20 protein-coding genes are annotated in these 26,594 nt (G+C 70.7%); 9 read left to right on the forward strand and 11 right to left on the reverse strand.

The features are described from left to right. The first annotated feature begins 29 nt into the window (after positions 1–29). A complete protein-coding gene (locus DA075_RS16350; protein WP_099954132.1) occupies positions 30–1,073 on the forward strand; it encodes a PAS domain-containing protein in 1,044 nt (347 codons plus the stop codon). A 179-nt stretch (positions 1,074–1,252) separates the two neighbouring features. On the opposite strand, the gene murA is transcribed toward DA075_RS16350, so the two are convergent. After that, positions 1,253–2,542, reverse strand: a complete 1,290-nt coding sequence (gene murA, locus DA075_RS16355) for a UDP-N-acetylglucosamine 1-carboxyvinyltransferase (RefSeq protein ID WP_099954133.1) — start codon at positions 2,540–2,542, stop codon at positions 1,253–1,255. 510 nt (positions 2,543–3,052) lie between these two features. Here murA and hemA point away from each other — a divergent pair. From hemA to DA075_RS16375, 4 genes are all read left to right on the forward strand, one after another. Then, positions 3,053–4,324: a 5-aminolevulinate synthase gene (gene hemA, locus DA075_RS16360; RefSeq protein ID WP_099954134.1), complete on the forward strand. Its 1,272-nt coding sequence runs from the start codon at positions 3,053–3,055 to the stop codon at positions 4,322–4,324. A gap of 705 nt (positions 4,325–5,029) precedes the next feature. Then, positions 5,030–5,686 (forward strand): TadE/TadG family type IV pilus assembly protein, encoded by a 657-nt coding sequence (locus DA075_RS16365; RefSeq protein WP_099954135.1) that lies wholly within the window; start codon positions 5,030–5,032, stop codon positions 5,684–5,686. Beyond that, on the forward strand, positions 5,680–6,306 hold the full coding sequence (locus tag DA075_RS16370; protein WP_244936152.1) for a TadE/TadG family type IV pilus assembly protein: 627 nt from the start codon (positions 5,680–5,682) through the stop codon (positions 6,304–6,306). Before DA075_RS16365 ends, DA075_RS16370 begins: the two co-directional genes overlap by 7 nt. Further along, the gene (locus DA075_RS16375; RefSeq protein WP_099954136.1) at positions 6,290–7,996 is read left to right on the forward strand and encodes a TadE/TadG family type IV pilus assembly protein; all 1,707 of its coding nucleotides are present in this window, start codon (positions 6,290–6,292) and stop codon (positions 7,994–7,996) included. Before DA075_RS16370 ends, DA075_RS16375 begins: the two co-directional genes overlap by 17 nt. 167 nt (positions 7,997–8,163) lie before the next feature. Here DA075_RS16375 and hisG read toward each other — a convergent pair whose 3' ends face one another. From hisG to DA075_RS16410, 6 genes are all read right to left on the reverse strand, one after another. Continuing rightward, positions 8,164–9,150: an ATP phosphoribosyltransferase gene (gene hisG / locus DA075_RS16380; protein WP_099956633.1), complete on the reverse strand. Its 987-nt coding sequence runs from the start codon at positions 9,148–9,150 to the stop codon at positions 8,164–8,166. Positions 9,151–9,161: 11 nt separating this feature from the next. Next, complete coding sequence (locus tag DA075_RS16385) at positions 9,162–10,292, reverse strand: ATP phosphoribosyltransferase regulatory subunit (protein ID WP_099954137.1); 1,131 nt, start codon at positions 10,290–10,292, stop codon at positions 9,162–9,164. A 203-nt stretch (positions 10,293–10,495) separates the two neighbouring features. Next, on the reverse strand, positions 10,496–10,825 hold the full coding sequence (locus DA075_RS16390) for a helix-turn-helix domain-containing protein (protein WP_244936154.1): 330 nt from the start codon (positions 10,823–10,825) through the stop codon (positions 10,496–10,498). A gap of 417 nt (positions 10,826–11,242) precedes the next feature. Then, positions 11,243–12,778: a histidine--tRNA ligase gene (gene hisS, locus DA075_RS16400; protein WP_099954138.1), complete on the reverse strand. Its 1,536-nt coding sequence runs from the start codon at positions 12,776–12,778 to the stop codon at positions 11,243–11,245. A 131-nt stretch (positions 12,779–12,909) separates the two neighbouring features. Next, the gene (locus tag DA075_RS16405; RefSeq protein WP_099954139.1) at positions 12,910–14,145 is read right to left on the reverse strand and encodes an O-antigen ligase family protein; all 1,236 of its coding nucleotides are present in this window, start codon (positions 14,143–14,145) and stop codon (positions 12,910–12,912) included. 356 nt (positions 14,146–14,501) lie between these two features. Further along, positions 14,502–15,539, reverse strand: coding sequence for a bile acid:sodium symporter family protein (locus DA075_RS16410; protein ID WP_099954140.1), 1,038 nt, complete (start codon positions 15,537–15,539; stop codon positions 14,502–14,504). Positions 15,540–15,675: 136 nt separating this feature from the next. Here DA075_RS16410 and DA075_RS16415 point away from each other — a divergent pair, with 136 nt between their 5' ends. After that, complete coding sequence (locus DA075_RS16415; protein WP_099954141.1) at positions 15,676–16,527, forward strand: LysR substrate-binding domain-containing protein; 852 nt, start codon at positions 15,676–15,678, stop codon at positions 16,525–16,527. Between the two features lie 116 nt (positions 16,528–16,643). Here DA075_RS16415 and mqo read toward each other — a convergent pair whose 3' ends face one another. From mqo to DA075_RS16435, 4 genes are all read right to left on the reverse strand, one after another. Then, positions 16,644–18,359 carry a malate dehydrogenase (quinone) gene (mqo, locus tag DA075_RS16420; RefSeq protein ID WP_099954142.1) on the reverse strand — a complete coding sequence of 572 codons (1,716 nt, stop codon included), beginning with the start codon at positions 18,357–18,359 and terminating at the stop codon, positions 16,644–16,646. Positions 18,360–18,810: 451 nt separating this feature from the next. Next, entirely contained in the window at positions 18,811–19,317 is a 507-nt protein-coding gene (locus tag DA075_RS16425; protein WP_099954143.1) for a CYTH domain-containing protein, read from the reverse strand. A 124-nt stretch (positions 19,318–19,441) separates the two neighbouring features. Next, the gene (hutC, locus tag DA075_RS16430; RefSeq protein ID WP_099954144.1) at positions 19,442–20,185 is read right to left on the reverse strand and encodes a histidine utilization repressor; all 744 of its coding nucleotides are present in this window, start codon (positions 20,183–20,185) and stop codon (positions 19,442–19,444) included. Positions 20,186–20,419: 234 nt separating this feature from the next. Continuing rightward, positions 20,420–21,778, reverse strand: a complete 1,359-nt coding sequence (locus DA075_RS16435; RefSeq protein WP_099954145.1) for a formimidoylglutamate deiminase — start codon at positions 21,776–21,778, stop codon at positions 20,420–20,422. A 117-nt stretch (positions 21,779–21,895) separates the two neighbouring features. On the opposite strand from DA075_RS16435, the gene hutI reads away from it, so the two are divergent. The 3 genes from hutI to hutU all read left to right on the forward strand — a co-directional run bounded on the left by hutI (position 21,896) and on the right by hutU (position 26,449). Beyond that, entirely contained in the window at positions 21,896–23,119 is a 1,224-nt protein-coding gene (hutI, locus tag DA075_RS16440) for an imidazolonepropionase (RefSeq protein WP_099954146.1), read from the forward strand. Then, positions 23,116–24,651: a histidine ammonia-lyase gene (hutH, locus tag DA075_RS16445; RefSeq protein WP_099954147.1), complete on the forward strand. Its 1,536-nt coding sequence runs from the start codon at positions 23,116–23,118 to the stop codon at positions 24,649–24,651. Before hutI ends, hutH begins: the two co-directional genes overlap by 4 nt. 133 nt (positions 24,652–24,784) lie before the next feature. After that, positions 24,785–26,449, forward strand: a complete 1,665-nt coding sequence (hutU, locus tag DA075_RS16450) for a urocanate hydratase (RefSeq protein ID WP_099954148.1) — start codon at positions 24,785–24,787, stop codon at positions 26,447–26,449. Positions 26,450–26,594 lie beyond the last annotated feature (145 nt).

The following is a 26,594-nucleotide window of genomic DNA, read 5'->3' on the forward strand; positions in this document are numbered from 1 at the left end:
CGGCACCACCCGGCTGTCAGGATCGCTGCATGTCCATCCCTGTTCCCAGCGCACCGGACGGGCCCGTCTTCTCCTCGCGCGAATTTTTGCGGCTGCTCGAGAGCCGCGGGCTGACCGGCAGCTGGGGCTGGACCTTCGCCACCGACGAGCACGTCTGGTCGCCCGGCCTGTACCGCCTGCTGGGCCTCGACATGGGCGTGGTCCGGCCGAGCTACGCCAACCTCCTGGCGATGGTTCATCCCGAGGACCGCTTCGACCTCGCTACCGCCGCGCAGATGATCCAGGGCGGAACCCTGCGCGACCAGACGGTCCGCGTGATCCGGCCGGACGGGTCGCTGCGCATCCTGTCCTTCCGCGGCGAGGTCTACCACGACCCGGACGGACGCCCGCGGGCCGCCGCCGGCAGCGTGCTGGACGTGACCGACCGCGAGCGCCTGGTCGCCCTGCAGGCGGAGGAGCGCCGCCGCCGGCGGGCGCTGTTCGAGCAGACCCAGTCCTGGACCCACGCCGCCATCGACGACCCGGCGCAGCGGGTCGGGTCGCAGGAGGTGCTGGCCCTGACCGGCCTCACCCAGGAGGAGTATCGCGAGGATTGCTGCCGGGTGATCGCCCCCGACGACCGGGCCCGGGCCCGGGAGCAGGTCCGCACGCTCCTGCAGGCCGGCCGGCCCTTCGCGATGAGCAAGATGCTGCTCCTCGCCGAGGGCGGACAGGGCCGCTTCCGCTTCGCCTACGCGCCGATGCGGGACGAGCGGGGCACGATCCAGAACTGGACCATCATGGCCTCGCGCCTCGACGGCCCGATGAATGCGGCGATGGACGAGCCGGTGCAGCAGGGATTCGAGAGCGGGATCGGCGGCCGGCATCTCTGCGCCGCCCGGGGCCTGCTCGGCTGGTCGATGCAGGATCTCGCCGCCTTCAGCGGCCTGTCGCTCTCCTCGGTCCGCCGCCTGGAGGACGACGGCGAGGCCCTGACCACCCGCACGCGCTGCGCCGCCATCGCGGCGCTCCGGAAGGCCGGGATCGTGTTCATGCTGACGGACGGCAACGCGGTGGCTGTGTACCGGAAGTAGCCGGATCCGCAGGCGGTCCGACGCCGTCCCGGGATGGCGCCGGACCGTCGAGCGTGGTCGTTATACCATCGCGCTTTCGCATCGACGCGTCGATGCGAAAGACTCCGGCGCATCAGCGCCGGCGCCCATTCGGGCTTAGCCAGCGCCTTCGAACGAGTCCGTTCGAAGGCGCTGCGGTATTACACCCGCTCGCGCCGGATCTCGGCGCCGCAGCGCACGAGCTTGGCCTCCAGCGCCTCGAAGCCGCGGTCGAGATGGTAGACCCGGTTGATCTGGGTCTCGCCCTCGGCGGCGAGGCCGGCGATCACCAGCGACACCGAGGCGCGCAGGTCGGTCGCCATCACGGGGGCGCCCTTCAGGCGCTCGACGCCCTCGACCACCGCGACGTCGCCCTCGAGCCGGATCCTGGCGCCGAGGCGCGCCAGCTCCTGCACGTGCATGAAGCGGTTCTCGAAGATCGTCTCGCGGATGCGCGACTGGCCCTTCGCCTTGGTCATCAGGGCCATGAACTGGGCCTGGAGATCGGTCGGGAAGCCCGGGAACGGATCGGTGGTGACGTCGACCGCCGCCACGCCGTGGCCGTTGCGCCGCACCCGGATGCCGTGATCGAGCGGCGTCACCTCGGTGCCGGTGGTGGCCAGGATGTCGAGGGCGCTGTGCAGGAGGTCGGCGCGGGTGTTCTCGAGCGTCACGTCGCCGCCGGTCATCGCCACCGCCATGGCGTAGGTGCCGGTCTCGATCCGGTCGGGCAGCACCGCGTGGCGGGCGCCCGAGAGGCGCGACACGCCCTCGATCACGATGCGGGGCGTGCCGGCGCCCTCGATCCGGGCGCCCATCCGGGAGAGGCAGGCGGCGAGGTCCACCACCTCCGGCTCGCGGGCGGCGTTCTCGATCACCGTGGTGCCGTGGGCCAGCACCGCCGCCATCAGGGCGACGTGGGTGCCGCCGACCGTGACCTTCGGAAAAATGATCTCGCCGCCGCGCAGGCCGTTCTTCGTGCGCGCCACCGCGTAGCCGCCGTCGATCTCGATCGTGGCGCCGAGCGTCTCCAGGGCCATCAGCAGGAGGTCGACCGGGCGCGTGCCGATGGCGCAGCCGCCCGGCAGCGACACCCGCGCCTCGCCGAAGCGGGCGAGCAGCGGCGCGATCACCCAGAAGCTCGCCCGCATGGTCGAGACCAGGTCGTAGGGCGCCGTGGTGTCGATGACGTTCGAGGCGGTGAGCCGGATCGTCTGGCCGGCCTCGGTGGTCTGGCCCGGGCGCTTGCCGACCACCATGTGGTCGACGCCGTGATTGCCGAGGATGCGCAGGAGCGAGGCGACGTCGGCGAGCCGGGGCACGTTCGACAGTTCCAGCGTCTCGCCGGTGAGCAGGCTGGCGATCATCAGCGGCAGGGCCGCGTTCTTGGCGCCCGAGATCGGGATGATGCCGTGAAGCGGCTGGCCGCCGACGATGTGGATGCGATCCATGGTGACAACGTCCCTCGCGCAACGTGGCGCGTTCCCCGCGCCCGACTGACGCGCTTTCGGTTCCGAAACCTGTTTATTGCACCGCAGCGATGCAACCGCTACGCTTGGGCGTCAACGCTCATCCCCGGCCTTTCGATCCGCGGGCGGTTCCGGTTCCGGCTCCGCCGCCTCGCGCCCCCGCACCTTGCGCCGCCGCAGATTCTCCCGGAGCGCCGCCTTCAGCCGCTCCTCTCGGGTTCCTTGCCGGCTTCCTTCGCCCTGCCCGCTCATCGCGCGCGACCCTTCGTCGCCATGACCAATTTCCAGCTTCCGTGCCCGTGCGGGAGGCGGCAGAACGCCGGTCTCGCCCTCGACTTTTTCAAAAGACAAAGCCGTCGCATTTGAGCGAGATCAAGGCGCGACCAGCGGTGGATCGGTGATCCGTGCCCCGCCGCGCGGACGGGCTCCTCCCCGGGGCCTCGCCCGGTCCCGCCCCGGACGACCGTCCGGCCAGCCCCGCGAAGGACCACGATGCCCGAGACCCGGCCCGAGACCCGTCAGAGCGCGACCGACTACCAGGCCCTCTTCCGCGGCGCCCTCGCGCGCCTGCACGGCGAGCGCCGCTACCGCGTCTTCGCCGATATCGAGCGCATCAACGGCCGCTTCCCCACCGCCCTGTGGCGCCGGCCGGACGCCTCCACCCGCGAGATCACCGTGTGGTGCTCGAACGATTATCTGGGCATGGGCCAGCACCCGGCCGTGGTGAGCGCGCTCACCGAGACGGCGCGGCGCTGCGGCGTCGGCGCCGGCGGCACCCGCAACATCGCCGGCAACAACTCGCCGCTCGTCGACCTCGAGCGCGAGCTCGCCGACCTTCACGGCAAGGAGTCGGGCCTCGTCTTCACCTCCGGCTACGTCTCGAACCAGGCCGGCATCTCGACGATCGCCAAGCTGATCCCGGACTGCCTGATCCTGTCGGACGCCTTCAACCACAACTCGATGATCGAGGGCGTGCGCCAGTCCGGCTGCGACAAGCAGATCTTTCGCCATAACGACCTCGCCCACCTCGAAGAGCTGCTGATCGCGGCCGGCGACCGGCCGAAGCTGATCGCCTTCGAGAGCGTCTACTCGATGGACGGCGACGTGGCGCCGATCGGCAGGATCTGCGACCTCGCGGAACGCTACGGCGCCATGACCTACCTCGACGAGGTCCACGCGGTCGGCCTCTACGGGCCGCGGGGCGCCGGCATCGCCGAGCGCGACCGGGTGATGCACCGGGTCGACGTGATCGAGGGCACGCTCGCCAAGGGCTTCGGCTGCGTCGGCGGCTACATCACCGGCTCGGCGGCGCTCTGCGACGCGGTGCGCAGCCATGCCCCCGGCTTCATCTTCACCACCGCCCTGCCCCCGGCCATCGCCGCCGCCGCCATCGCGTCGATCCGCCACCTGAAGCAATCCGGCACCGAGCGCGAGGCGCACCAGCGCCAGGCCGCCCGCACCAAGGCGGCGCTTCTCGACGCCGGCCTGCCGGTGCTCGCCACCGACACCCACATCGTGCCGGTGATGGTGGGCGATGCGGAAGCCTGCAAGGCGGCGGCCGACCGGCTGCTGGAGCGCCACGGCATCTACATCCAGCCGATCAACTATCCGACCGTGCCCCGCGGCACCGAGCGCCTGCGCATCACCCCCTCCCCGTTCCACGGCGAGGCGCAGATCGCGGCGCTGACCGAGGCGCTGGTGGAGGTGTGGGACGCGCTCTCCCTTCCGCGGGCCGGGACGGTGTTCGTCGAGGCGGCGGAGTAGGCTTCCTCCGCCGCGCGGCTTCGGCCGGCGAGGCACCGGAGACCCGATCCAGCGGCGGATGCGCCCGGCTGGCGCGTGAGCGGCCGGATCGCGTCCCGAGACCGATACGGCGGCACGCATCCGGGACGGATCCGAACCCGGGAGCGGATCGGCGCCCGGCCGCTTGGTCGAAGAGTCGCCGCGTCCGCACCTCGCGGCCGTCGACCGTGCGGTCGGCACCTCCGACAATCCCGATCGAACCACCGGCCGCGAGTCGGCGGCAGCCGCGTTGGACGCTGGCGCAGGCTCGACGCGGCGCAGGCTCGACGCGGCGCAGGCTTGGCGCGGCGCAGGGCGGGTGTTCGCATCGCCCCCGTCTCGCGCACGGCGCGTCTGGGAGTAGAAGGCCGCAGGAGTCCGGCCCGGCGCCCCTCCCGCTAGGTCTGACACGGAGCATCGTATATCCGGGGCGGACGGCAATCGGACTTTTGCGATGTCGGGTCCCTATACATTGCATCGCGTGATTAATCGCCTTTAGATTGCATAAATAATTCACATACAACTGAAAATCACTAGGAAATTTATCGTTTCATTTAGAATTGCGGGCAATTGTACCCGCCTAGAGGATATCGATGCCGAGCCGAAAGGGCTCGCTGTCTCAATCGCCCAGCGAGACCGGCTGGATTTGTCCCCAAGCAGACATGGCAACCACGGCAGTGGATCCGGATGCCGCAACACGCGATCGCATCTCTTTTCGCAGGCAGACTCCGGGAGAGCCGCCGAACGGCTCGGGCATGGCGACGGGTCCGCTGCCTCGCCGCCGATGGGCGAGGCAGCGCCGCGGTCGAGTTCGCCCTCGTGGCCATGCCCTTCCTCGCCCTCGTCGGGGCGATCATCCAGGTCGCGTTCCAGATCTGGGCCGCCCAGAACTTCGATCGCGCGGTCCAGAACGGCGTCCGGACGGTCCTCACCGGCCAGTTCCAGCTCGCCAATGCCGGGAAGACCGATGCGCCGACGCTGCTCGCCAATCTCAGGGCGACGATGTGCGGATCGGCGTCGGCCAACATCGTGACCGTCTTCGACTGCAGCAAGGTGAGGATCGAGGTGGCGACGGCGGGCACGTTCGCCGGCGCGGCACCGGTCCAGCCGATCGATACCAGCACCGGCTCCTGGAGCACGAGCTTCGGAACGAACTACGCCTGCGCCAAGCCCGGGACCATCGTCGTCGTCACGGCGGCCGTCCCGTTCCCAGCCTTCTTCAACCTGCTCGGCCTGGTCACCCGGCAGTTCACCAGCGGCGCCGACAACGGATCGGGCCTCCTGACCGCGACGGCCGTGCTTCGCACCGAGCCATACCAGGTGACCGGGGCGGGCGCGTGCTGAGATCCGCCTTCCTGCGCGACCGGCGCGGCACCGCCATGACCGAATTCGCCCTGCTGCTGCCGGTCATGCTGGCCCTGCTCGCCGGCATGTCGGAGCTGTCCCGCGCGTTCGACCACTGGCGCAAGCTCACGCTGCTCGCCCGGACCGTCGCCGACCTCGTGTCCCAGGGCGATTCGCAGAACCCGTTCGCCACGGCGGCGATGACCGACATCCTCGCCGTCGCCCCGCGGGTGCTGCGCCCGTTCGGCGCCTCCGGCGTGCAGATCGCCGTGAGCGCGCTCGGCGTCGACCCCGCCAAGTTCCAGCTCGTGCCGCAGGTCTGCTCGGCCACGGCCTCCGGAACCGCGGCGCGCGCGCTCGGTCCCGCCAAGGACCTGACCGTGCCGCCCGGCTACCAGACGCCGGGCATGCGCTACGTCCTCGTCGAGGTGAAGGGCACCTACGCCCCGATGATCGGCGGCGCCCTGGTCAAGCTCGTCAACGGCGTCAGCAGCGAGATCACGCTCTCCGCCAGTGTCCCATGGCCCGTTCGAGGCGGCCAGATCTATGGAACGAACACCTTCACGGAAGTCGTCCTGCCCGGCACGAACCCGAAAGCCTGCGATGGCTCCGCGCCTTGAGGCCGCGGCCCGGGCGGCGTGGCGGCGCGTCCGGCATCCTGCGCGCGGCTTTCCCGGCGATCGCGGAGGCAACCTCACGATCCTGTTCAGCGTCCTCCTGCTGCCGATGCTGATCTTCGCCGGCGCGGCGATCGATTACGGCGCGGCGATGCGGATGGAGACCAAGCTGCAGGCCGCGACCGACGCGACCGCGCTTCTCCTGTGCCAGACGCCGCTGACCACGACGAACGACGACCTCGACGCGCTCGCCCGCACGACCATGACCGGGCAGATGGGGGCGGACGGCCTCGTGGTGGATCCGCTGTCGATCACCAGCAACCCGCGCCAGATCACGCTGACGACGCACAAGCTCTCGACGGTGTTCTTCGGTCGGATCACCGGCACGCGCAGCATCAATCCAGGCGCCCAGGCGCGCTGCGCCACGCCGATGCCGCGGACCTTCGAGATCGCCCTCGTCCTCGACAATACCGGATCGATGAGCAACTCCGGCAACGACGGCGTCTCGAAGATCTCCGCGCTCCGCTCGGCGGCCAAGCAATTCGTCACCTACGTGCTCAACAACAAGAGCTTCGCCGCGGATACTAGAATCGCGATCGTCCCGTTCTCCTCCGCGGTCGCGGTCGATGCCGCCACGTACAGGAATGCGAGCTGGGTCGATACGCAGGGCAAGTCCCCCTATCACTGGACGAATTTCTCCGGGACCGCCGCCGCCGGATTCCAGAGCCGGTTCGACCTCTTCGCGAAGCTGCAAGGGGTGGTGCCGAGCTGGAAATGGGCCGGCTGCTTCGAGTCGCTGCCCTATCCGCAGAACGTGAGCGACATGGCGACGAACGGCAACGCCTCGCTCTACATGCCCTACCTCGCGCCCGATGAGGGCGGCGCGGGGACGCCGGCCGGCTATTACGCGGTCTGGAACGGCAACTACAGCGTCAATAGCTATATCGACGACGACGATGGGACGACCACCGGCACCTGCCCCAAGCTATCCAGCACCGACGGGTACCCGACGGCGCTGAGCCGCGCCTGCAAGTACAGCGCCCCCCGCAATGCGCGGCCAGGCAGCCTGGGCGAACTCGGCGCGAACGGCCCCAACTTCGGTTGCACGACCCAGCCGCTGCAGCGCTTGACGCGAAACGCGGCCGTGCTCACGGGACTGATCGATAACATGGTCGCCGGCGGCACGACGAACATTCACGAAGGGCTGATGTGGGGCTGGCGCACCATCTCCCCCAAGAGCGTCTTCGCCGACGGCGCCGCCTATGGTGGCAACACCGTCAACAAGATCATCGTCCTGATGACCGATGGCGCGAACACGTGGCTGGCGAACGGCTCCTCCTCCAGCAAGTCGTTGATTTCCTCGAACGGGTACTTCATCAATGCGGACGGGAGCGATCCCGACATCCACTTCCCGCCCGCGAACCAGAACGTGTCGACCAGCGCGCAGGCGCGCACCGCCCTCGACGCCCTGACGAAGCTCGCCTGCGCCAACGCGAAGGCGGATCCGGCCAACATCGCGATCTACACGATCGGCTTCAGCGTCTCGTCGGATCCGATCGACTCGCAGGGCATCGACCTGCTCAAGACCTGCGCATCACAGAACCAGTACTTCCAGGCCAACGATTCGAGCAGCCTCATCGGGGCCTTCAACGCGATCGCGGCGAGCATCGGCAAGCTGCGGCTGACGCAGTAAGACCATCGCGCCTTCGCCTCGACGTGTCGATGCGAAGGCGTCCGGCGCATCAGCGCCGGCGCCCGTTGGGGCTTGGCCAGCGCCTTGGAACAAGTCCGTTCGGAGGCGCGGCGGTATAACGCCGCCGATCCGCAGCGGGAGAGCGGCCTCCCGCTGCGAGCAGGCCGTCAGAGCCGCCCGAGCAGCCGCTCCACCAGCGGGTTCTCCGCCGCGAAGGCGTAGTCGATGCGGCGCACGCTGACCGCCTGGGCCCCGGCCTGCACCAGCGCGTCGGCGAGGCCGAACACTGCGTCGGCGGGGCAGCGCAGCACGATCTCACCCCGTCCTTCCGGGGCCCCGTAGGGCAATTCGGCCTCGTGCAGGGCGGCCAGCGCCGCGAGGTCGATCTCGCCGGAGGCCGGCATCCCGGCCCGGACCTCGCGGGTGGTGCGGGCCCGCTCCTCGGCGCTGATGCGGCCGAGCACCGCCTGCACGGCGCGGCGCGGGGTCTCGCTCCAGGAGGCAGCGAGCGAGGCGACGAGGTTCGCCTCCGAGCGCAGGATCACCCCGTCGTCGAGGATCTTCAGCGCGTTGGCGGCGAGCGTGGCGCCCGTGGTGGTGATGTCGACGATGATCTCGGCGCTGCCGGAGGCGGGCGCGCCTTCCGTGGCCCCTAAGCTCTCGACGATGCGGTAATCGGCGATGCCGTGCTCGTAGAAGAAGCGCCGGGTCAGGTTGACGTACTTGGTGGCGATGCGCAGGCGCTTGCCATGGCGCACCCGCATGTCGCTCGCCACCTCGTCGAGGTCGCTCATCGAGCGCACGTCGATCCAGGCCTGGGGCACCGCCACCACCACGGTGGCCTGGCCGAAGCCGAGCGGCGTCAGGAGCTCGACCTGGCCGGCGGCGTCCGGCAGGGTCTCGCGGATCAGGTCCTCGCCGGTGATGCCGAGATGGGCTGCCCCGCTCGCGAGCTGGCCGGCGATCTCGGAGGCCGAGAGGAAGCGCACCTCGACCCCGTCCACGCCTTTCAGCCGGCCGCGATAGTCGCGGGCGCCGCTGGTCTGGGCGAGCGTCAGGCCGGCGCGGCCGAAGAAGGCGGCGGCGTTCTCCTGCAGGCGGCCCTTCGAGGGCACCGCCAGGACCAGAGGGCCGTCGAGGGGGCTTGCGGTCATCGTGTCGCTCATCAGCACGCGCCCCCTAAGCGTTCGAGCCAGAACGAGCAGCCCACGGCGGGCAGGGCGTCCCGGCTGCCGAGATGCTGGAGCAGGCCGTCGTAGCGCCCGCCGCCGACGAGGGGCTTGTCCCCCGCCGCCTCCGCGACCTCGAAGATGAAGCCGGTATAATAGTCGAGGTTGCGGGCGAAGCTGCCGGTGAACACGAAGCGCTCGAGCGGCAGGCCGCGGGCGGCGATGAAGCCGTTGCGCTCCTCGAACAGGGCGAGCGCCGCCTCCAGCCGCGGATCGTCGAGGCCGGCCCGGCGGGCGAGGTCGCGGGCGGCCGCCGCCGCGGCGTCGGGGTCACCCGTGAGGGCGAGATAGGAATCGAGCACCTCGCGGGCACGTCCGCCGAGCCCGGCGCCGCCCTCGGCATGGGCCGCCGCCTTGGCGAGGAAGCGCTCGGCGATCTCCCCGGCGGTGCGGCCGCCGACCCGGCTGATGCCGGCGATGGCGAGCACGTCCTCGACGAAGGCGCGGACGCCTTGCGGGTCCTGGCCCTGGATGGCGGAGAGAAGGCCCGCATGGGCCGCGTCGACCGCCACGGGGGTGGCGATCTCGTCGAGGGAGCGGCCGGCGGCCACTGCCCGCAGCGTCCGGCGCTTGGCCGCCGGCTGGACGTTCAGCGCGTCGAGGAGCGCGGTGATCAGCCCCATATCGCCGAGGCGCACCTGGCCGTCGCGGCGCCCGAGCCGGTCGAGCCCGTCGAGGGCGAGGCCGAGGATCTCGGCATCGGCCGCCGGCACGTCGGCCCGGCCGATCGATTCGATGCCGGCCTGGTGGAACTCGTCGGGCTCCGCGGCCCGCAGGCGGAAGACCGGGCCGAGATAGCTGTAATCGGCCGCCTGCCCGTCGGCGACGGCACGGTGGTGGCGCCCGACCGGGATCGTGTATTCGGGCCGCAGGCAGAGTTCCGCCCCGGCGCCGTCCTGGGTGATGAAGATGCGGCGGCGGATGTCCTCGCCGGACAGCTCCAGGAAGGGCTCGACCGGCTGCAGCACCGGCGGCTCGACCCGCGCGTAGCCCCGGTCCTCGAACAGCGCCAGGAGCGCCTCGTGCGCCGCCGCCGGCCGGGGGGCCGCGGCTCCGTTACCCGTCATTGGTCACAATATCCAAATTTCTTGGACGGCCGTGTAGCAGCACCAGACGGGCTTGGCGACCGATCGCTGTTGGGGACATGTGCGCAGATGACAGCCGGCCAGGACGTGCCGGATACGGTATCCGCTCGCAACCTGCTCCCTCCGTGGAACCCTAGAGCCATCTCAACTCCGCTCGAGTGAGCGCATCACGAATGATGAACCGCTCACTCCGGCTGGCCGAGCATGTCCTCCACCAACCTCGGATTTTTCTCGATGAGGGCCAGCAGCACGCGCGCAGGGCCCTGCGGCTGCCGCCGATGGTGCTCCCCCTGCCGAAGCGTCGCGACCGGAACCCCGATGCTTGCCGCGAAGGCCGTCTGTGCCTTTCCGGTCTGACGACGGATTTCGGCGACGTCAATCGCATCGGGAACACGGATGATCAGGCCTGGAGGCGTTTCACCCTGTGCGTGAGCCTCGGCTTCCTTCAAGGCCGGCAAAGTCCTCTCGAATATGTCTCTGGCCACGCGCTCGAACCCGGTGCTGAGGCGGATCATTGCCGCCGATGCTGCCAATACGCTCTGATCGAAGATGTCAGCTTGGCAAGCTGCAGCACCTCGGCATCGCTGGAGGTATCCCGGTCGCTCTTGCTCAGCACGGCCAACAGGTAGACCGGGGCATCAGGTCCGACAGAGGCCGTCAGCACACGATATCCTCCGCTCTTCCCCTTTCCGCGACCAGCAACCCGCACCTTACGGATGCCCACCGGAGCCAACGATGAGATCGCCCGCCTCCGGATCGGCCGCGAGCATGGGCTTGAGCGCGAGCCGGCTCGCTCGCGGCATGCGCTCGGCCTCGGCGTCCCTGACGAATTCCGAGGTCTCTGCGACCGTATGCAACGGAGATCCGCCACTCATAGCTGAGCCTGGCGGCAAGCTATGTCAATGACGTAGTCTCCGGAGGGCGAACCCGTCTCACCTCCCGTAATGCCGCCCCAGCACCTCGCGCACCCGCGCGACCATCTCGTCCGCCGGCACGGAGAACTGAGCCGGCCGGGCGGCCTTCCACTCGGCGTTGCTGTCGATTGCCGCGGCCGCCTTCGCGCCCTCGATCAGGTCCTTGATCTGGACCTCGCCCTTCGCCCGCTCGTCGCTGCCCTGGATGACGACGCAGGGGGCGCCGCGGCGGTCGGCGTACTTCATCTGGGCCTTCATGCCGGAGGCGCCGAGATAGAGCTCGGAGCGGATGCCGGCCTGGCGCAAGGCCGCGACGAGCGCCTGGTAGGCGGCGGTCTCCTCGCGGTCGAGCACCAGTACCACCACCGGGCCGGGCGCGGCCTGACCCGACACGATCGGGCTGCGGACCAGCTGGAGGGCGGAGAACAGGCGCGAGACGCCGACCGAGAATCCGGTCGCCGGCACCGGCTCGGAGCGGAAGCGGCCGACGAGGCCGTCATAGCGCCCGCCGCCCGCCACCGAGCCGAAGCGTACGGTCTGGCCGTCCTCGTTGACGACCGGGAAGGTCAGCTCGGCCTCGAAGACCGGGCCGGTGTAGTATTCGAGGCCCCGCACCACGGACGGGTCGGCCCGCACGCGGTCGTGGCCGTAGCCCGCCGCCTCGCACAGCTTCATGATGGCGTGCAGCTCGGCGATGCCCTGGCGCCCGGTCTCGGAGGAGCCGACGACCTCGCCCCAGCCGCCGAAGAAGCTTTCCCAGAAGGCGAGGCGGTCGCCGCCGTCGGTCGGGGCGGCCTGGAACGAGACGTAGCGCAGGATGCGCTCGATCGCATCGTCCGAGAGGCCGGCGCCCTTGGTGAAGTCGCCGCTCTCGTCCTTGCGGCCGGGGCCGAGCAGCAGGCGCACGCCGTCGGGCCCGAGGCGGTCGAGCTTGTCGATCGCCCGCAGCACGGTGAGGCGCCGGCCGGCCTGGTCGTCGCCGCCGAGCCCGATCGCCTCCATCACGCCGTCGAGGACCTTGCGGTTGTTGACCTTCACCACGTAGTCGCCGCGGCCGATGCCGACCTTCTCCAGCGTGTCGGCGGCCATCATGCAGATCTCGGCATCCGCCGCGACGGTTGGCGCCCCGACGATGTCGGCGTCGAACTGCATGAACTGGCGGAAGCGGCCCGGGCCCGGCTTCTCGTTGCGGAAGACGTAGCCGGCGCGGTAGCTGCGATAGGGCTTGGGCAGGGCGTCGAAATGCTCGGCGACGTAGCGGGCGAGCGGCGCCGTCAGGTCGTAGCGCAGGGATAGCCAGGATTCGTCGTCGTCCTGGAACGAGAACACGCCCTCGTTCGGCCGGTCGAGGTCAGGCAGGAACTTGCCGAGCGCCTCGGTGTACTCGATGAAGGGGGTCTCCACCGCCTCGAAGCCGTAGAGCTCGAAGCTCTCGCGGATCTTCTCCAGCATCCGGTTGGTGGCGGCGATCTCGGCCGGCCCGCGGTCGACGAGGCCGCGCGGCAGGCGGGGCTTGAGGGTGGCGGCCTTCTCGGCCTTCGCGGGCTTGGACATCGGGTCTCGCAGAGCAGCGTTCGGCGGCGCGGCCTCGGGCGCCCGTCGCGGGGGACGGGCCCGGCAAGGGGCGGGCGCGGGGTCCGCCGGGCTCTAGCCCATTTGCCGGCGCCTGCAAACCGATGCTGCCCTCACGCCTCCCCGCCGGCGAGCCAGCGCACCCGCGCCGCCTCCAAGCCCCAGACCATGCCGAGCATCATGTAGACGTGGCGCCACTTCTCCATGTCGATCTGCATCGCCTGGAGGAAGAACATCAGGAGGGCCGGCACCACGATCTGGGCGTGGCGCCGGTAAGGCGTGTCCTGGCTCATCAGCCGCAGCCCCACCCGGGTGGTCATCAGCACCAGGAACACGAAGGCGACGCCGCCGACCCAGCCGCCGTTGGAGAAGGCGCCGATATAGGAATTGTGCGGCTCGAGGTTGAAGGTGCGGCGCCAGCGCAGCGGGCCCATGCCGAGCGGGTCCTCGATCAGCATGCCGATGCCGCGCAGCTGGTTGCCGAAGCGGCCGGTCTCGCCCTCGTCGTAATCCTGGGTAACGGCGGCACGCTTGGCGAAGGTCTCGCCAACATTGCCCACCGAGAGCAGGCCCACGAGGGCGACCGCCCCGAACCCCGCCGTGAGGGCGGCGAGCAGCACGATGCGGCGGCGCAAGAACGGAGCGCTGGTCTGGTGGAGCATCAGGACCATCAGCCCGCTCATCGCCAGGGTTCCGCCCCAGGAGCCGCGGGAGAAGGACAGGAACACGCCGGTGAGCAGGATCCCGAGGCCGAGGCCCGAGAGCAGCGGATGCCGGGCGCGGCCGGTGAGCAGGTTGTGCATCAGGTAGAGCGCGCCGAGGGTCAGGAACGAGCCGAACACGTTCGGGTCCTGGAAGGTGCCGGAGGCCCGGCCGTACTTGGAAAACAGCTCCTCGTTGCCGATCAGCTCGAGATAGCCGCCGATGCCGAGGACGGCGCTGAACAGCGTGCTGGCGGTGTAGACCTTGAGGGCGGCCTCGATCCGGCGGTCGCTGCCGTCCGAGAAGAACATCGTGAAGAAGATGCCGGTGACGGCGAGGTAGCAGAGCTGCAGCGTCCAGATCGCCGAGAGGTCCTCGTCGAGATAGGGCATCAGGGCGACGACCGTCGCGCCCACGAAGACGAGGAGCACCATGACGACGGGCACCGCCCCGCGGTAGAGCCGCACGCCGAGCAGGACCCAGAGCACGATGGTCGGGATTGCCACGATGTCGTAGGGCGATGTGTCCGAGAAGGCGAAGCAGGCGAAGAAGATGAACGCCGCCATCAGGACGTGGCCGAAGCCGCGCAGCAGCGACAGGACCGGCACCGCGGCGAGGTCGCGGCGCGGCAGGACGAACGTGGTCATCGGGCGCCTCCTCGGGTGACGGCACCCGGTAAAACTAGAGGCGGGATGGTGTGCGCCGGCTGAAGCGACAAGGTGAATGAAGGCTTAAAACGATCGACGGTCGATTCCCGGACGTTCTCCGACCGTCATCCCGTCGTAGAGCCCCGAAGAAACGGCGCGGCCCCGCCGCGGAACGCGCGACGGGGCCGGACATTCGGGAGAGCCGGTACGCAACTTGGCTCCCCATGAGAATGGCGCGACGACGTGAATCTTTCGTCAACGCCGCCAGATCAGCGCCAGTCGGGTCGGCGCCGCTTGGATCAGCGCCGCTTGGATCGGCGCGCCGCGAGCTTGGATCGGCGCGCCGCGAGCTTGGATCAGCGCGCCGCGAGCTTCGCGGCGGCCGGCGCGACGCCGGCCCGGGCCGGGCCCTCCTCGGCGGCGAGCGCGTCTTGCGTGCGCGCGGCGTAGCGGCGGGCGAGCGCGGCGCAAGCCATGAGCTGGACCTGATGGAAGAGCATCAGGGGCAGCATGATGCCGCCGACATCCTGACCGGCGAAGATCACGTTCGCCATCGGCACGCCGGAAGCCAGGCTCTTCTTCGAGCCGCAGAACACGATGGTGATCTCGTCCTCCTTCGAGAAGCCGAGGAGGCGGCTCGCGGCGGTCGTGATCGCCAGCACCGCGGCGAGCAGAACCAGGTCGACGACCAGCATGGTGGCCAGCGCCGGCAGGGGCGTGCGGCTCCACAGGCCGGTCACCACCGCGTGGCTGAAGGCGATGTAGACGATGAGCAGGATCGAGCCGCGATCGACCACCATGGTCAGCGGCTTGTGCCGGGTCAGCCACGGGCCGAGGCGCGGCTGCAGCAGCTGGCCGAGCGCGAAGGGCAGGAGCAGCTGGGCCATGATCTTGCCGACCGCCCCCCAATCGAAGCCGTGGTGGCTGCCTTGCGTGTTGAGCAGCACCGCGACGAGGAGCGGGGTGATGAACATGCCGAGGATGTTCGAGGCCGAGGCCGAGCAGATCGCCGCCGGCACGTTGCCGCCCGCCACCGACGTGAAGGCGATGGAGGATTGCACGGTGGAGGGCAGCACGCAGAGGAAGAGCACGCCCGCGGCCAGCGCCGGGGTCAGCAGGGTCGGGCTGAGCAGGCCGGCGGCGAGGCCGAGGATCGGGAACAGCACGAAGGTCGAGGCGAAGACCACGAGGTGCAGCCGCCAATGCACCAGCCCGGCGAGCGCCGTCTGACGGTCGATGCGCGCCCCGTGCAGGAAGAAGAGGAGCGCGATCATGCCGTTGGCGAAGACGCCGAGCCACTCGGCCGGCCGGTCCTGAACCGGCAGCAGGCTGCCGAGGATCAGGGCGCCGACGATCATCAGCGTGAAGGTATCGGGGCGAAAGCGCGAGAGCATGGCGGGCCGAGCGTCTGGAAGGAACCTCGCCTACCTAATCGGACAGGCCCCGGATGGGTACGCGGGAGCGCAGGATTACAGTTATCGTGAAATGCGATAGCGTAGGCTTCGCTCATGCAGGATGCGGAGAGCCGACGTGACCCGCCTGATCGATCCCGTGCTGCTGCGCACCCTGGCGGCGGTGGTGCGCAGCCGCAGCTTCAGCCGGGCGGCCGAGCAGCTCGGCCTCGGCCAGTCGACGGTGAGCCAGCACGTCCAGCGCCTGGAGGCCCAGATCGGGCGCCGGCTGGTGGCCCGGGACACCCATTCGGTGGCCCTGACCCCGGAGGGCGAGACGGTGCTGGGCTTCGCCCGCACGGTGCTCGATGCCCACGAGCGGCTGGAGCGGGCGCTGGCCGGAGGTCCCGTGCGGGGCAAGGTCCGCTTCGGCGCCTCGGAGGATTTCGTGCAGAGCCGGCTGTCGGAGGTGCTTCGCGATTTCCGCGAGGCCTACCCGTCGGTGGACCTCGAACTAAGCGTGGCGTTGACCGGCTTCCTCCACGACGCGCTGGCGAGGGGCGAGCTCGACCTCGTGCTGGGCAAGCGCCATGTCGGCGAGACGCAAGGGATGCTGGTCCGGCGCGACCGGCTGGTCTGGGTCGGGTTGCCCACCGCCCTGCCGGAGCGGGGCGAGCCGGTGGCGCTCGCGAGCTTCCCGGCCCCCAGCATCACCCGGGCGGTGGCGCTCGCGGCTCTCACGCAGGAGGGCCGGGCCTTCCGCATCACCTGCACCTGCGCCAGCCTCAGCGGCTTGCGCGCCGCGGCGCTCGCCGGCGTCGGCCTGATGGCGCAGCCCCGCAGCCTGATCCCCGACGGGTTGCAGGAACTCTCCCACGCCGACCTGCCGCGCCTCGCCGACGTCGAGTTCGTCCTGTCCGGCCCCGGCCTCCACCGCGAGCCGAGCCGGGCGCTGGCACACGAGATCCTGAACGCGGATATCTGGGACTGATCCGGTCTCCCGGCCTCGTGCGCGGCTCCGGTGGGCCCTCTGGGCAGCCTTGATTTCCCCGGGCAGCCCTGCCGCCCGGGACGGCCCGCGCGATCCCGGGGACGGGACGCGCGCCCTTACGGCGCCAGGTCGTGGACCGGGGCCTTGACCGGGATGTCGCTGCTGCTGAGCACCGTGTCGCTCACCGGAACCGGCTTCAGCGGAGCGCGGTCGATCGCCGGCGGGGCCGGTAGCTGCAACTGCTCGCTGGTATAGGCCCAGCCTTGAGCGACCTTCTCCGGATCGTCGTTCAGGCGCTGGCCGTAGCTCGGGACGATCTGGCGGATCTTCGCCTGCCATTCGGGCGTGGCGACGTTCTTGGCAAAGACCTTCTCGAGCACCTGCAGCATGATCGGCGCCGCCGTGGAGGCGCCCGGCGAGGCGCCGAGCAGCGCCGCGATGCTGCCGTCCTGCGCGTTGACGATCTCGGTGCCGAGCTTCAGCACCCCGCCCTTGTCCTTGTCGCGCTTGATGATCTGCACGCGCTGGCCGGCCTGCCACAGGCGCCACTCGCCCTTCCTGGCGTCCGGGAAGTATTCCTTCAGCGCCGCGTGCCGGTCGTCGTCGGAGAGCATCAGCTGGCCGGCGAGGTATTCCACCAGCGGGAACTCGTCGAGGCCGACCCGCATCATCGGCCAGACGTTGCTGGTCGTGGTCGAGGTCAGCAGGTCGAGATACGAGCCCTCCTTCAGGAATTTGGTCGAGAAGGTCGCGAACGGCCCGAACAGGAGGACGCGCTTGCCGCCGAGCACGCGGGTGTCGAGATGGGGCACCGACATCGGCGGCGAGCCGACCGAGGCCTTGCCGTAGGCCTTGGCGAGGTGGAGCGTGGCGACGTCCGGGTTCTCGTTGATCAGGAACGAGCCGCCGACCGGGAAGCCGGCATAGTCCTGGCCCTCCGGGATGCCGGAGGCCTGGAGCAGGTGCAGGGCGCCGCCGCCGGCGCCGATGAACACGAACTTGGCGTCGACCGCCTGGCGCGACCCGTCCCTGAGGTTGCGCGAGGTCACGCGCCAGGAGCCGTCGGCGTTCTTGGCGATGCCCTGGACCTCGGTCGAGACGTCGAGGCGGAAGGTCGGCTGGCGGCGCAGGTGGGCGACGTATTGGCGGGTGACCTCGCCCCACTCGACGTCGGTGCCGAGCGGCGACCAGGTGGCGGCGACCTTCTGGTTCGGGTCGCGCCCCTCCATCATCAGGGGCACCCACTTTTTCAGCTGCCCGGGATCGGTCGAGAACTCCATCCCGGCGAAGAGCGGGCTCGCCTTCAGCGCCTCGTAGCGCCGCTTGAGAAAGTCGATGTTGTCATCACCCCAGACGAAGCTCATGTGGGGCGTGTAGTTGATGAAGGTCTTGGGGTCCCTCAAGACGCCGTTCTTCACCTGCCAGGCGAGGAACTGGCGGGTGACTTGGAACGCCTCGTTGATCTCGACAGCCTTGGCGATCTCGATCTTGCCCTTCTTCTCGGGCGTATAGTTCAGCTCGGCCAGCGCCGAATGGCCGGTGCCGGCGTTGTTCCAGCCGTTCGAGCTCTCCATCGCCACCTGGTCGAGGCGCTCGAGCATCCGGATCGACCAGCCCGGCTCCAGCTCGTTGAGCCACACGCCGAGCGTCGCGCTCATCACGCCGCCGCCGATCAGCAGCACGTCGACCTTGTCGGCGCCGGTTCCATCCGGATCCTTGGCCAGGGCGAGCGAATCGGGCAAAGCCGCGGCCGCGAGGCCGGCAGCCGCACCGCCGAGGATCCGGCGCCGGCTCACGCTGGCAAGGCTGGTGGTCTTGTCGTCGGCACGCATGGCCAAACCCCGTTCTGGTACAGGACCGGCAGGCGCGCGCCCCCGGCCGTGACAGGCGTCCGATCGCGAGCGCGCCGCCGGCTCGCCGCGTAAGACCTTTTCGGGTGGTTTCCTCGGGAGGAGGCCGCGGTACCCCGACGCCGTCGGTCCCTCGGGGCCTCGATTCCCCGCGCGTCCGGACCAGGCCGGAGGGCGGGGCGGCATCCGCTTCGCCCGCTCTTCGCGGCAGCCTGACGGCTGCTTCGGGGGCTCTTTAGAAGACGCCGGCTGGTGAGCTCGATTGAGTCTGGCGCCGGGTCATAGACGATGCCCGGGCAAAGGACAACGACCGTCCGGCATCCGGCCTCTCTGCCGCGATCATCGATGGGCCATGCTGTGGAATGCCGGCATTTCCTCACCGGCATGTCCGGGATCTTCATGCCGCGTGCCGCGCCCGGATGCGGCGGGATCCTCACAGCTGCGCGGCGATCACCTCGGTCAGGGTCACCGGGCGGCCGGCCTCGCGGGCGAGTCGCAGCAGGGTCGATTGGCGGAAGCGCGCATCCGCCGTGATCTCGCGGCCGAGCCAGTCCGGCAGGGCTACGACCTGCGCCTCGTGCTCCAGCTCGATCTCGGCCAGGACCATGCCGGCGAGCGACCCGCCATACTCGTCCACGGTCCAGACCAGCCCGCCATGCGGCACGCAGTGGCGCGTCTTCTCGATCAGGCAGGTCTCGCAGACGAGGCGCAGCATGTCCTCGGCCTCGCCCCGCGGGATCTCGTACTCGAATTCCGGCCGGGACAGGCCGTCGCGCCGGCCCTTGACGGTGAGCCAGGCCCGCTCCTCGTCGAGCCGCACCCGGACCTTGCCGCCGGCGAACTCGCCCACGAGCCCGTCCGTGAGCCGGTGCCGGCTCACCGCGTGCTCGCGCCAACCCGCATGAGCGACCAGGAACTTCCGCTCGACCTCGTACCGCATCACCCTCGACCGTTCATGCCCCGCCTCGCGGCGACGGGGCGGTGACGTAGAGAAAACCCGGCAGGACCGGCCGTTGCCGGCAGGGCTGATAGCTGATCGGGCTTGTGAGGGCTAGGGCATTACGTCAACTCTGTGACGGTGCGAAACGGGCGACGAGCTCGTGCGCCTCACCCGGATAGGTCAGCCGCACGACGGTGACGGGGCGCCCGGCACTCCAGGTGCGGCGCTCGACGACGAGGCAGGGCGTCCCGGGCGGACAGGCCATCGTGGCGGCGAGGCCGGCATCGGCGCTCCGCGCGCGGATGCGGTGCTCGGCCGCGCTCCAGGGCACGTGATGGACGAGCCATGCCCCCGGCGGCTCCGCGGAAAAATCCTGCGCCTCGGCCTCCGGCACCGCCGCGAGGTGGATCAGCCGCTCCTCCAGGCAGAACGGGCGCGGCCCGGCGTCGTGCCGGCCGGTGAGGGCCAGGACCGGGGCCGGCGCGTCGAGCCCGAGTTCCGCGCGGTCGGCCTGCGTGCTGCGCCTCCGGCGGCGCCGGAGCAGGGTGAAGCGGTAGGGCAGGCCCAGGGCCTCGACCTCGCTGCGGATCTCCGGGATCTCCAGCACCGCCGATTGCGAATGCGGCTGGCGCACGAAGGAGCCGACCTTGCGCCGGCGCTCGATCAGCCCGGCGGCGGCGAGCTGGGTCAGCACCTTGTTGACGGTCATGCGCGAGCAGCCGAACTGCGCCGTCAGCTCGTGCTCGAACGGGATGCGGTGGCCGGGGGGCCAGCGGCCGGACAGGATGTGGCCCTGGAGTTCCGAGAGGATCTGCTGGTGCAGCGAGATCGGCCGGGCCTCGGGGCGGGCGGGATCGTGGGCGGTCATCGGGGATCAGGTCCGCTCAAGGGATCTCGCTCGCACACGCCGCCTCCTGCCGTCGACTCCACCGGGAGGTCCGGCCGCCTCTCTCATACCCGAGCTCGAAGACGGAAGCCGCATGGCAATCCAGACTGGGCGCGATTCGATGACGGAAAGCCGCGGGATCCCCTCTCCCGTGTGGGAGAGGGGAGGTGTGCTCGACTTGGGAAAGCTGAGGGAGCTGGGATCGGTGACAGTCGATCACGCCGCCATCAGCCGCCCGAGCGCCCCCGCATACCGCGCCGCCACCGCCTCCCGCGCCACGTGGCGCCCGCCCGCGACGACCTGCCGGCCGTCCACCCACACCGCCTCCACCGCCCGCGAGCCGGCCGCGAAGATCCAGCCGTCGAGGAGGGCGTCGCCGCTCCGCTCGATCAGCGCCGGGTCCGTCCCGGCCAGCGCCACGCAATCGGCCGGCGCCCCGGCCGCGAGCCCTCCCCCCTCCGCGGCGAGGGCCTGGGTGCCGCCGGCGAGGCCTGCGTCGAACAGGGCCCGTCCGGTCGAGGCGCCGGGGGCGGCCAGCACGTTGCGCTGCCGGTTCCCGAGGCGCTGGGCGTATTCGAGCTGGCGCAATTCGTCGGCGGCGCCGACCAGCACGTTCGAATCGGTCCCCACCCCGTAGCGCCCCCCCGCCGCGACGAAGCCGGGGCCCGGGAAGATGCCGTCGCCGAGGCTCGCCTCGGTCACCGGGCACAGCCCCGCGACGGCGCCGCTGCCCGCGAACCGGGCGGTCTCGTCGGCCGTCATGTGGGTGGCATGGATCAGGCACCAGCGGGAATCGAGGCCGGCCTCGTCGAGGAGCCACTGCACGGGCCGGGCGCCGGACCACCCCAGGCACTCCTCCACCTCCCGCACCTGCTCGGCGGCGTGGATATGGACCGGCCCGCCTTGCGCGAGCGCGACGGCGGCGGAGAGGTCGTCGGGCGTCACCGCCCGCAGGCTGTGGGGCGCGACGCCGAGCGTTGCGCCGGGGAGATCCGCCACCGCGGCGCGGGATTCCTCGACGAGGCGGGCGAACAGGTCGAGGTCGCTGACGAAGCGGCGCTGGCCCTCGTTCGGGGCGACGCCACCGAAATTCGACCAGCGGTAGAGCACCGGCAGAAGGGACAGGCGAAGCCCCGTGAGCGACGCGGCGGCGGCGATCCGCTCGGCCATCTCGGCCAGGCGGGCGTAGGGGCGCCCGTCCGGGGCATGGTGCAGGTAGTGGAACTCGCCGACCCGGGTGAAGCCGGATTCGAGCATCTCGACATAGGCCTGCGCCGCCACCGCCTCGGCCTCGTCGGGACTCATCCGCAGGGCGAAGCGGTACATCGTCTCGCGCCAGGTCCAGAACGTGTCGGAGGAGGGGCCCCGCCGCTCGGCCAGCCCCGCCATGCCGCGCTGGAAGGCGTGGCTGTGCAGGTTCGGCAGCCCCGGCACCAGCACCGCCACGCGGGTGTCGCCCGGCTCCGGCGCCCGGTTGGCCTCGACGGAGGAGAACCGGCCCGCCTCCAGGGTGAGCCGGAGATCGGCCTGCCAGCCCGTGGGCGTGAGGGCGTGGGCAGCGTGCAGCACGGTCATCGGCGCGTCTCCTGCATAGGTCCTTGGGGTCCTTGGCGCTCGCGCGCGTCGCATCATGTCTATACAAGCCCGATCGCTCATGTCTATACATATACGCGAATCACGGAGGAGACGCGCATGAGCGAGACAGAACGGGTGCCGCAGGTCTGGCGCAACGTCCGGCTCGCCACCGTCGCGCCCGGGCTCCCGGGCATCGGCGCGGTGGAGAAGGCCGCGCTCGCGATCCGCGACGGCCGCATCCTGTTCGCCGGCGCGGAGGCCGACCTGCCGGGGGCGGCGCTCGACGGCGCCGAGATCGTCGACGGCGAGGGCCGCTGGATCACCCCGGGGCTGATCGACTGCCACACCCATCTCGTCTGGGCCGGCGACCGGGCGCACGAATTCGAGTTGCGTCTCGCCGGGGCCTCCTACGAGGAGGTGGCGCGGGCCGGCGGCGGCATCGTCTCCTCGGTCGGCGCCTTGCGTGCGGCGAGCGAGGACGAGCTGGTGCGCCAGACGCTTCCCCGGCTCGACGCGCTGATGTCCGAGGGCGTCACCACCGTCGAGGTGAAATCGGGCTACGGCCTCGACCTCGCCAGCGAGCGCAAGGCCCTTCGCGCCGCCCGCCGGCTCGGCGAGATGCGGTCTGTGGGCATCCGCACCACCTTCCTCGGCGCCCACGCCCTGCCGCCGGAGGCCGGCGGCGACAAGGACGCGTTCATCGCCGCGGTCGCCGACACGATGCTGCCGGCGCTCGCCGCAGAAGGACTGGTCGACGCGGTCGATGCGTTCTGCGAGGGGCTGGCCTTCTCGCCCGATCAGGTCGCCCGGGTGTTCGACCGGGCCCAGGCCTTGAGCCTGCCGGTGAAGCTCCACGCCGACCAGCTCTCGAATCTCGGCGGCGCGGCGCTGGCCGCGCGCTACCGCGCCCTCTCGGCCGACCACCTCGAGCATACCGACGAATCCGGCGCCGCCGCCATGGCGAGGAGCGGCACCGTCGCGGTGCTCCTGCCCGGCGCCTACTACTTCATCCGCGAGACCAAGCTGCCGCCGGTGGCGCTCTTCCGGCAGCACGGCGTCCCCATGGCAGTGGCGACCGACGCCAATCCCGGCACCTCGCCGCTCACCTCGCTGCTGCTCGCCATGAACATGGCCGCGACCCTGTTTCGCCTCACCGTCGACGAGTGCCTGGCCGGCACCACCCGCGAGGCCGCCCGCGCCCTCGGGATCCTGTCCGAGGTCGGCACCCTCGAGGCCGGCAAGCGCGCCGACCTCGCGGTCTGGTCGGTCGAGCGGCCGGCCGAGCTCGTCTACCGCATGGGCTTCAACCCGCTCCACGCCCGCATCCGGGGAACACGATGACCGAGACGATCACCCTCGTGCCGGGCGCGGTGCCGCTCTCCGGCTGGCGCGCGGTCTATCGCGGCGCCCGCGCCGCCCTCGATCGATCTTGCGCCCCGGCGGTCGCCGAGAGTGCGGCGGCGGTCGCCCGGATCCTCGCCCGGGGCGAGCCGGTCTACGGCATCAATACCGGATTCGGAAAACTCGCGAGCGTGCGGATCGACGCCGCCGACCTCGCGACGCTCCAGCGCAACATCGTGCTCTCCCACGCCGCAGGCGTCGGTGAGCCGAGCCCCGTGCCGGTCGTGCGGCTGATGCTGGCGCTCAAGCTCGCGAGCCTGGCGCAAGGCGCCTCCGGCGTGCAGTCCGAAACGCTCGACCTGCTGGCGGCGATGCTCGCCCGCGACGTGATCCCGGTCGTGCCGTGCCAGGGCTCGGTCGGCGCCTCGGGAGACCTCGCGCCGCTCGCCCACATGGCGGCGGTGATGATCGGGGTCGGCGAGGCCTTCACGCCGACGGGACGGATGCCCGCTGCCCAGGCTCTGGCCGCGGCCGGCCTCGCGCCGGCCACGCTCGGGCCGAAGGAGGGCCTGGCGCTCCTCAACGGCACCCAGTTCTCGACCGCCAATGCGCTGGCCGGCCTGTTCGAGGCCGAGACCCTGCTGCGCACGGCCCTCGTCGCCGGGGCGCTCGCCACCGACGCGGCGCGGGGCTCCGACGCACCGTTCGATCCGCGCATCCACGGCTTGCGCCGCCACCGCGGCCAGATCGAGACCGCGGCCGCCTTGCGCGCCCTGATGGCCGGCAGCGCCATCCGGGCCTCGCACCTCGTCGGCGACGAGCGGGTGCAGGACCCCTATTGCCTGCGCTGCCAGCCGCAGGTGATGGGCGCGTGCCTCGACCTGCTCCGGCAAGCCGCCGAGACGCTCGCCACGGAAGCGAACGGCGTCTCCGACAACCCGCTGATCTTCCCCGAGACCGACGAGGCCCTGTCCGGCGGCAACTTCCACGCCGAGCCGGTGGCCTTCGCGGCCGACATGATCGCCATGGCTTTGTGCGAGATCGGCTCCCTGTCCGAGCGGCGCATTGCCATGCTGGTCGACCCCGCCCTGTCGGGCCTGCCGGCCTTCCTGACGCCGAAGCCGGGGCTGAATTCCGGCTTCATGATCCCGCAGGTGACGGCCGCTTCCCTCGTCTCCGAGAACAAGCAGCGGGCGATGCCGGCGAGCGTCGATTCGATCCCGACCTCGGCCAACCAGGAGGACCACGTCTCGATGGCCGCCCACGGCGCCCGCCGCCTGATGCCGATGGCCGAGAACGCCGCCGCGGTGGTGGCGATCGAGGTCCTGGCGGCGGCGCAAGGCTGCGACTTCCACGCGCCGCTCACCTCGAGCCCCGCACTGGAGGCGGTGCGGGCGCGGCTGCGGGCGGACGTGCCGCATCTCGACGACGACCGGCATTTTCACCCCGATATCGCGGCGGCGCTGGCGCTGGTGCGGGACGGCAGCCTCGTGGCGGCAGTGGGCGAGGTGCCGCTCCCAGCCCTCGGCTGAGACGACGTTCGACCCGCAACCACGGTCGCACGGACGGCAATCCTCTCCCACCCGTCCTCAGGATGAGGTCGCGGGTGGGATGACACTCATGAACTGCGATTTCTCGACCTTATCTTCTCCGGAGCCCCCGCCCATGACCCGCATCGACAACGCCCGCATCGTCCGCGCCCCCCATGGCCCGACCCTCACCGCCAAGAGCTGGCTGACCGAAGCGCCGCTCCGGATGCTGATGAACAACCTCGATCCCGACGTCGCCGAGCGGCCGGGCGAGCTGGTAGTCTATGGCGGCATCGGCCGGGCGGCGCGGGACTGGGCGAGCTTCGACCGCATCGTGGCAGCCCTGCGCGACCTCGACGACGACCAGACCCTGCTGGTCCAGTCCGGCAAGCCGGTCGGGGTGTTTCGCACCCATCCGGATGCCCCCCGCGTGCTGATCGCCAACTCGAACCTCGTGCCGCACTGGGCGACCTGGGAGCATTTCCACGAGCTCGATCGCAAGGGCCTGATGATGTACGGCCAGATGACGGCCGGGTCCTGGATCTATATCGGCAGCCAGGGCATCGTGCAGGGCACCTACGAGACCTTCGTCGAGATGGGCCGCCAGCACTATGCCGGCGACCTGTCGGGCCGCTGGATTCTGACGGCGGGCCTTGGCGGCATGGGCGGCGCGCAGACGCTCGCCGCCACCATGGCGGGGGCCTCGTGCCTGGCCGTCGAGGCGCAGGCCTCGCGCATCGAGTTCCGGTTGCGCACTGCTTACGTCGACGTTCAGGCCCGCGACCTCGACCATGCGCTCGCGCTGATCGAGGAATCCTGCCGCACCAAGACCCCGCGCTCGGTCGCGCTGCTCGGCAATGCGGCGGACATCTTCGCGGAGCTCTACGCCCGCGGCGTGCGCCCCGACTGCGTCACCGACCAGACCTCGGCCCACGATCCCGTCAACGGCTACCTGCCGGCGGGCTGGACGGTCGCCGAGTGGGAATCCAAGCGCGAGACCGACCCGGCCGCCGTGGCGGCGGCGGCGAAGCGCTCGATGGCGGTGCACGTGCGGGCGATGCTCGACTTCCACCGCGCCGGCGTGCCGGTGGTCGATTACGGCAACAACATCCGCCAGATGGCGCTGGAGGAGGGCGTCGAGAACGCCTTCGCCTTCCCGGGCTTCGTGCCGGCCTACATTCGTCCGCTCTTCTGCCGCGGCATCGGGCCGTTCCGCTGGTGCGCCCTCTCGGGCGACCCGGAGGACATTTTTGCGACCGACGCCAAGGTGAAGGAGCTTCTGCCCGACAACCACCATCTCCACCGCTGGCTCGACATGGCGCGGGAGAAGATCCGGTTCCAGGGCCTGCCGGCGCGGATCTGCTGGGTGGGCCTCGGCGACCGCCACCGGCTCGGCCTCGCCTTCAACGAGATGGTGCGCAAGGGCGAGCTGAAGGCGCCGATCGTCATCGGCCGCGACCACCTCGATTCCGGCTCGGTCGCCTCGCCGAACCGCGAGACGGAGGCGATGCGCGACGGCTCCGACGCGGTCTCCGACTGGCCGCTGCTCAATGCCCTCCTCAACACCGCGTCCGGGGCCACCTGGGTTTCGCTGCACCATGGCGGCGGGGTCGGGATGGGCTTCTCGCAGCATGCCGGCATGGTGATCGTCTGCGACGGCAGCGAGGCGGCGGACCGGCGCCTGGAGCGGGTACTGTGGAATGACCCCGCCACCGGCGTGATGCGCCACGCCGATGCCGGCTACGACGATGCGGTCGCGTGTGCCCGGGAGCACGGGCTGAACTTGCCGTCGCTCGGCTGAGCGCCGGCTTGAGTGGGTGGACTGAGTGGCGACCCTCGGCGTCATCCTAGGTTCTCGCTTTCGGCGAGTTCCGGGATGACGCCGGGAGATGTCGATGTGTGTGCGGATTTCCCGATAAAACCAGGATGTTCGGAGTGGCGGGACG

This window comes from Methylobacterium currus (assembly GCF_003058325.1).
In the GTDB taxonomy this organism is placed as follows: domain Bacteria; phylum Pseudomonadota; class Alphaproteobacteria; order Rhizobiales; family Beijerinckiaceae; genus Methylobacterium; species Methylobacterium currus.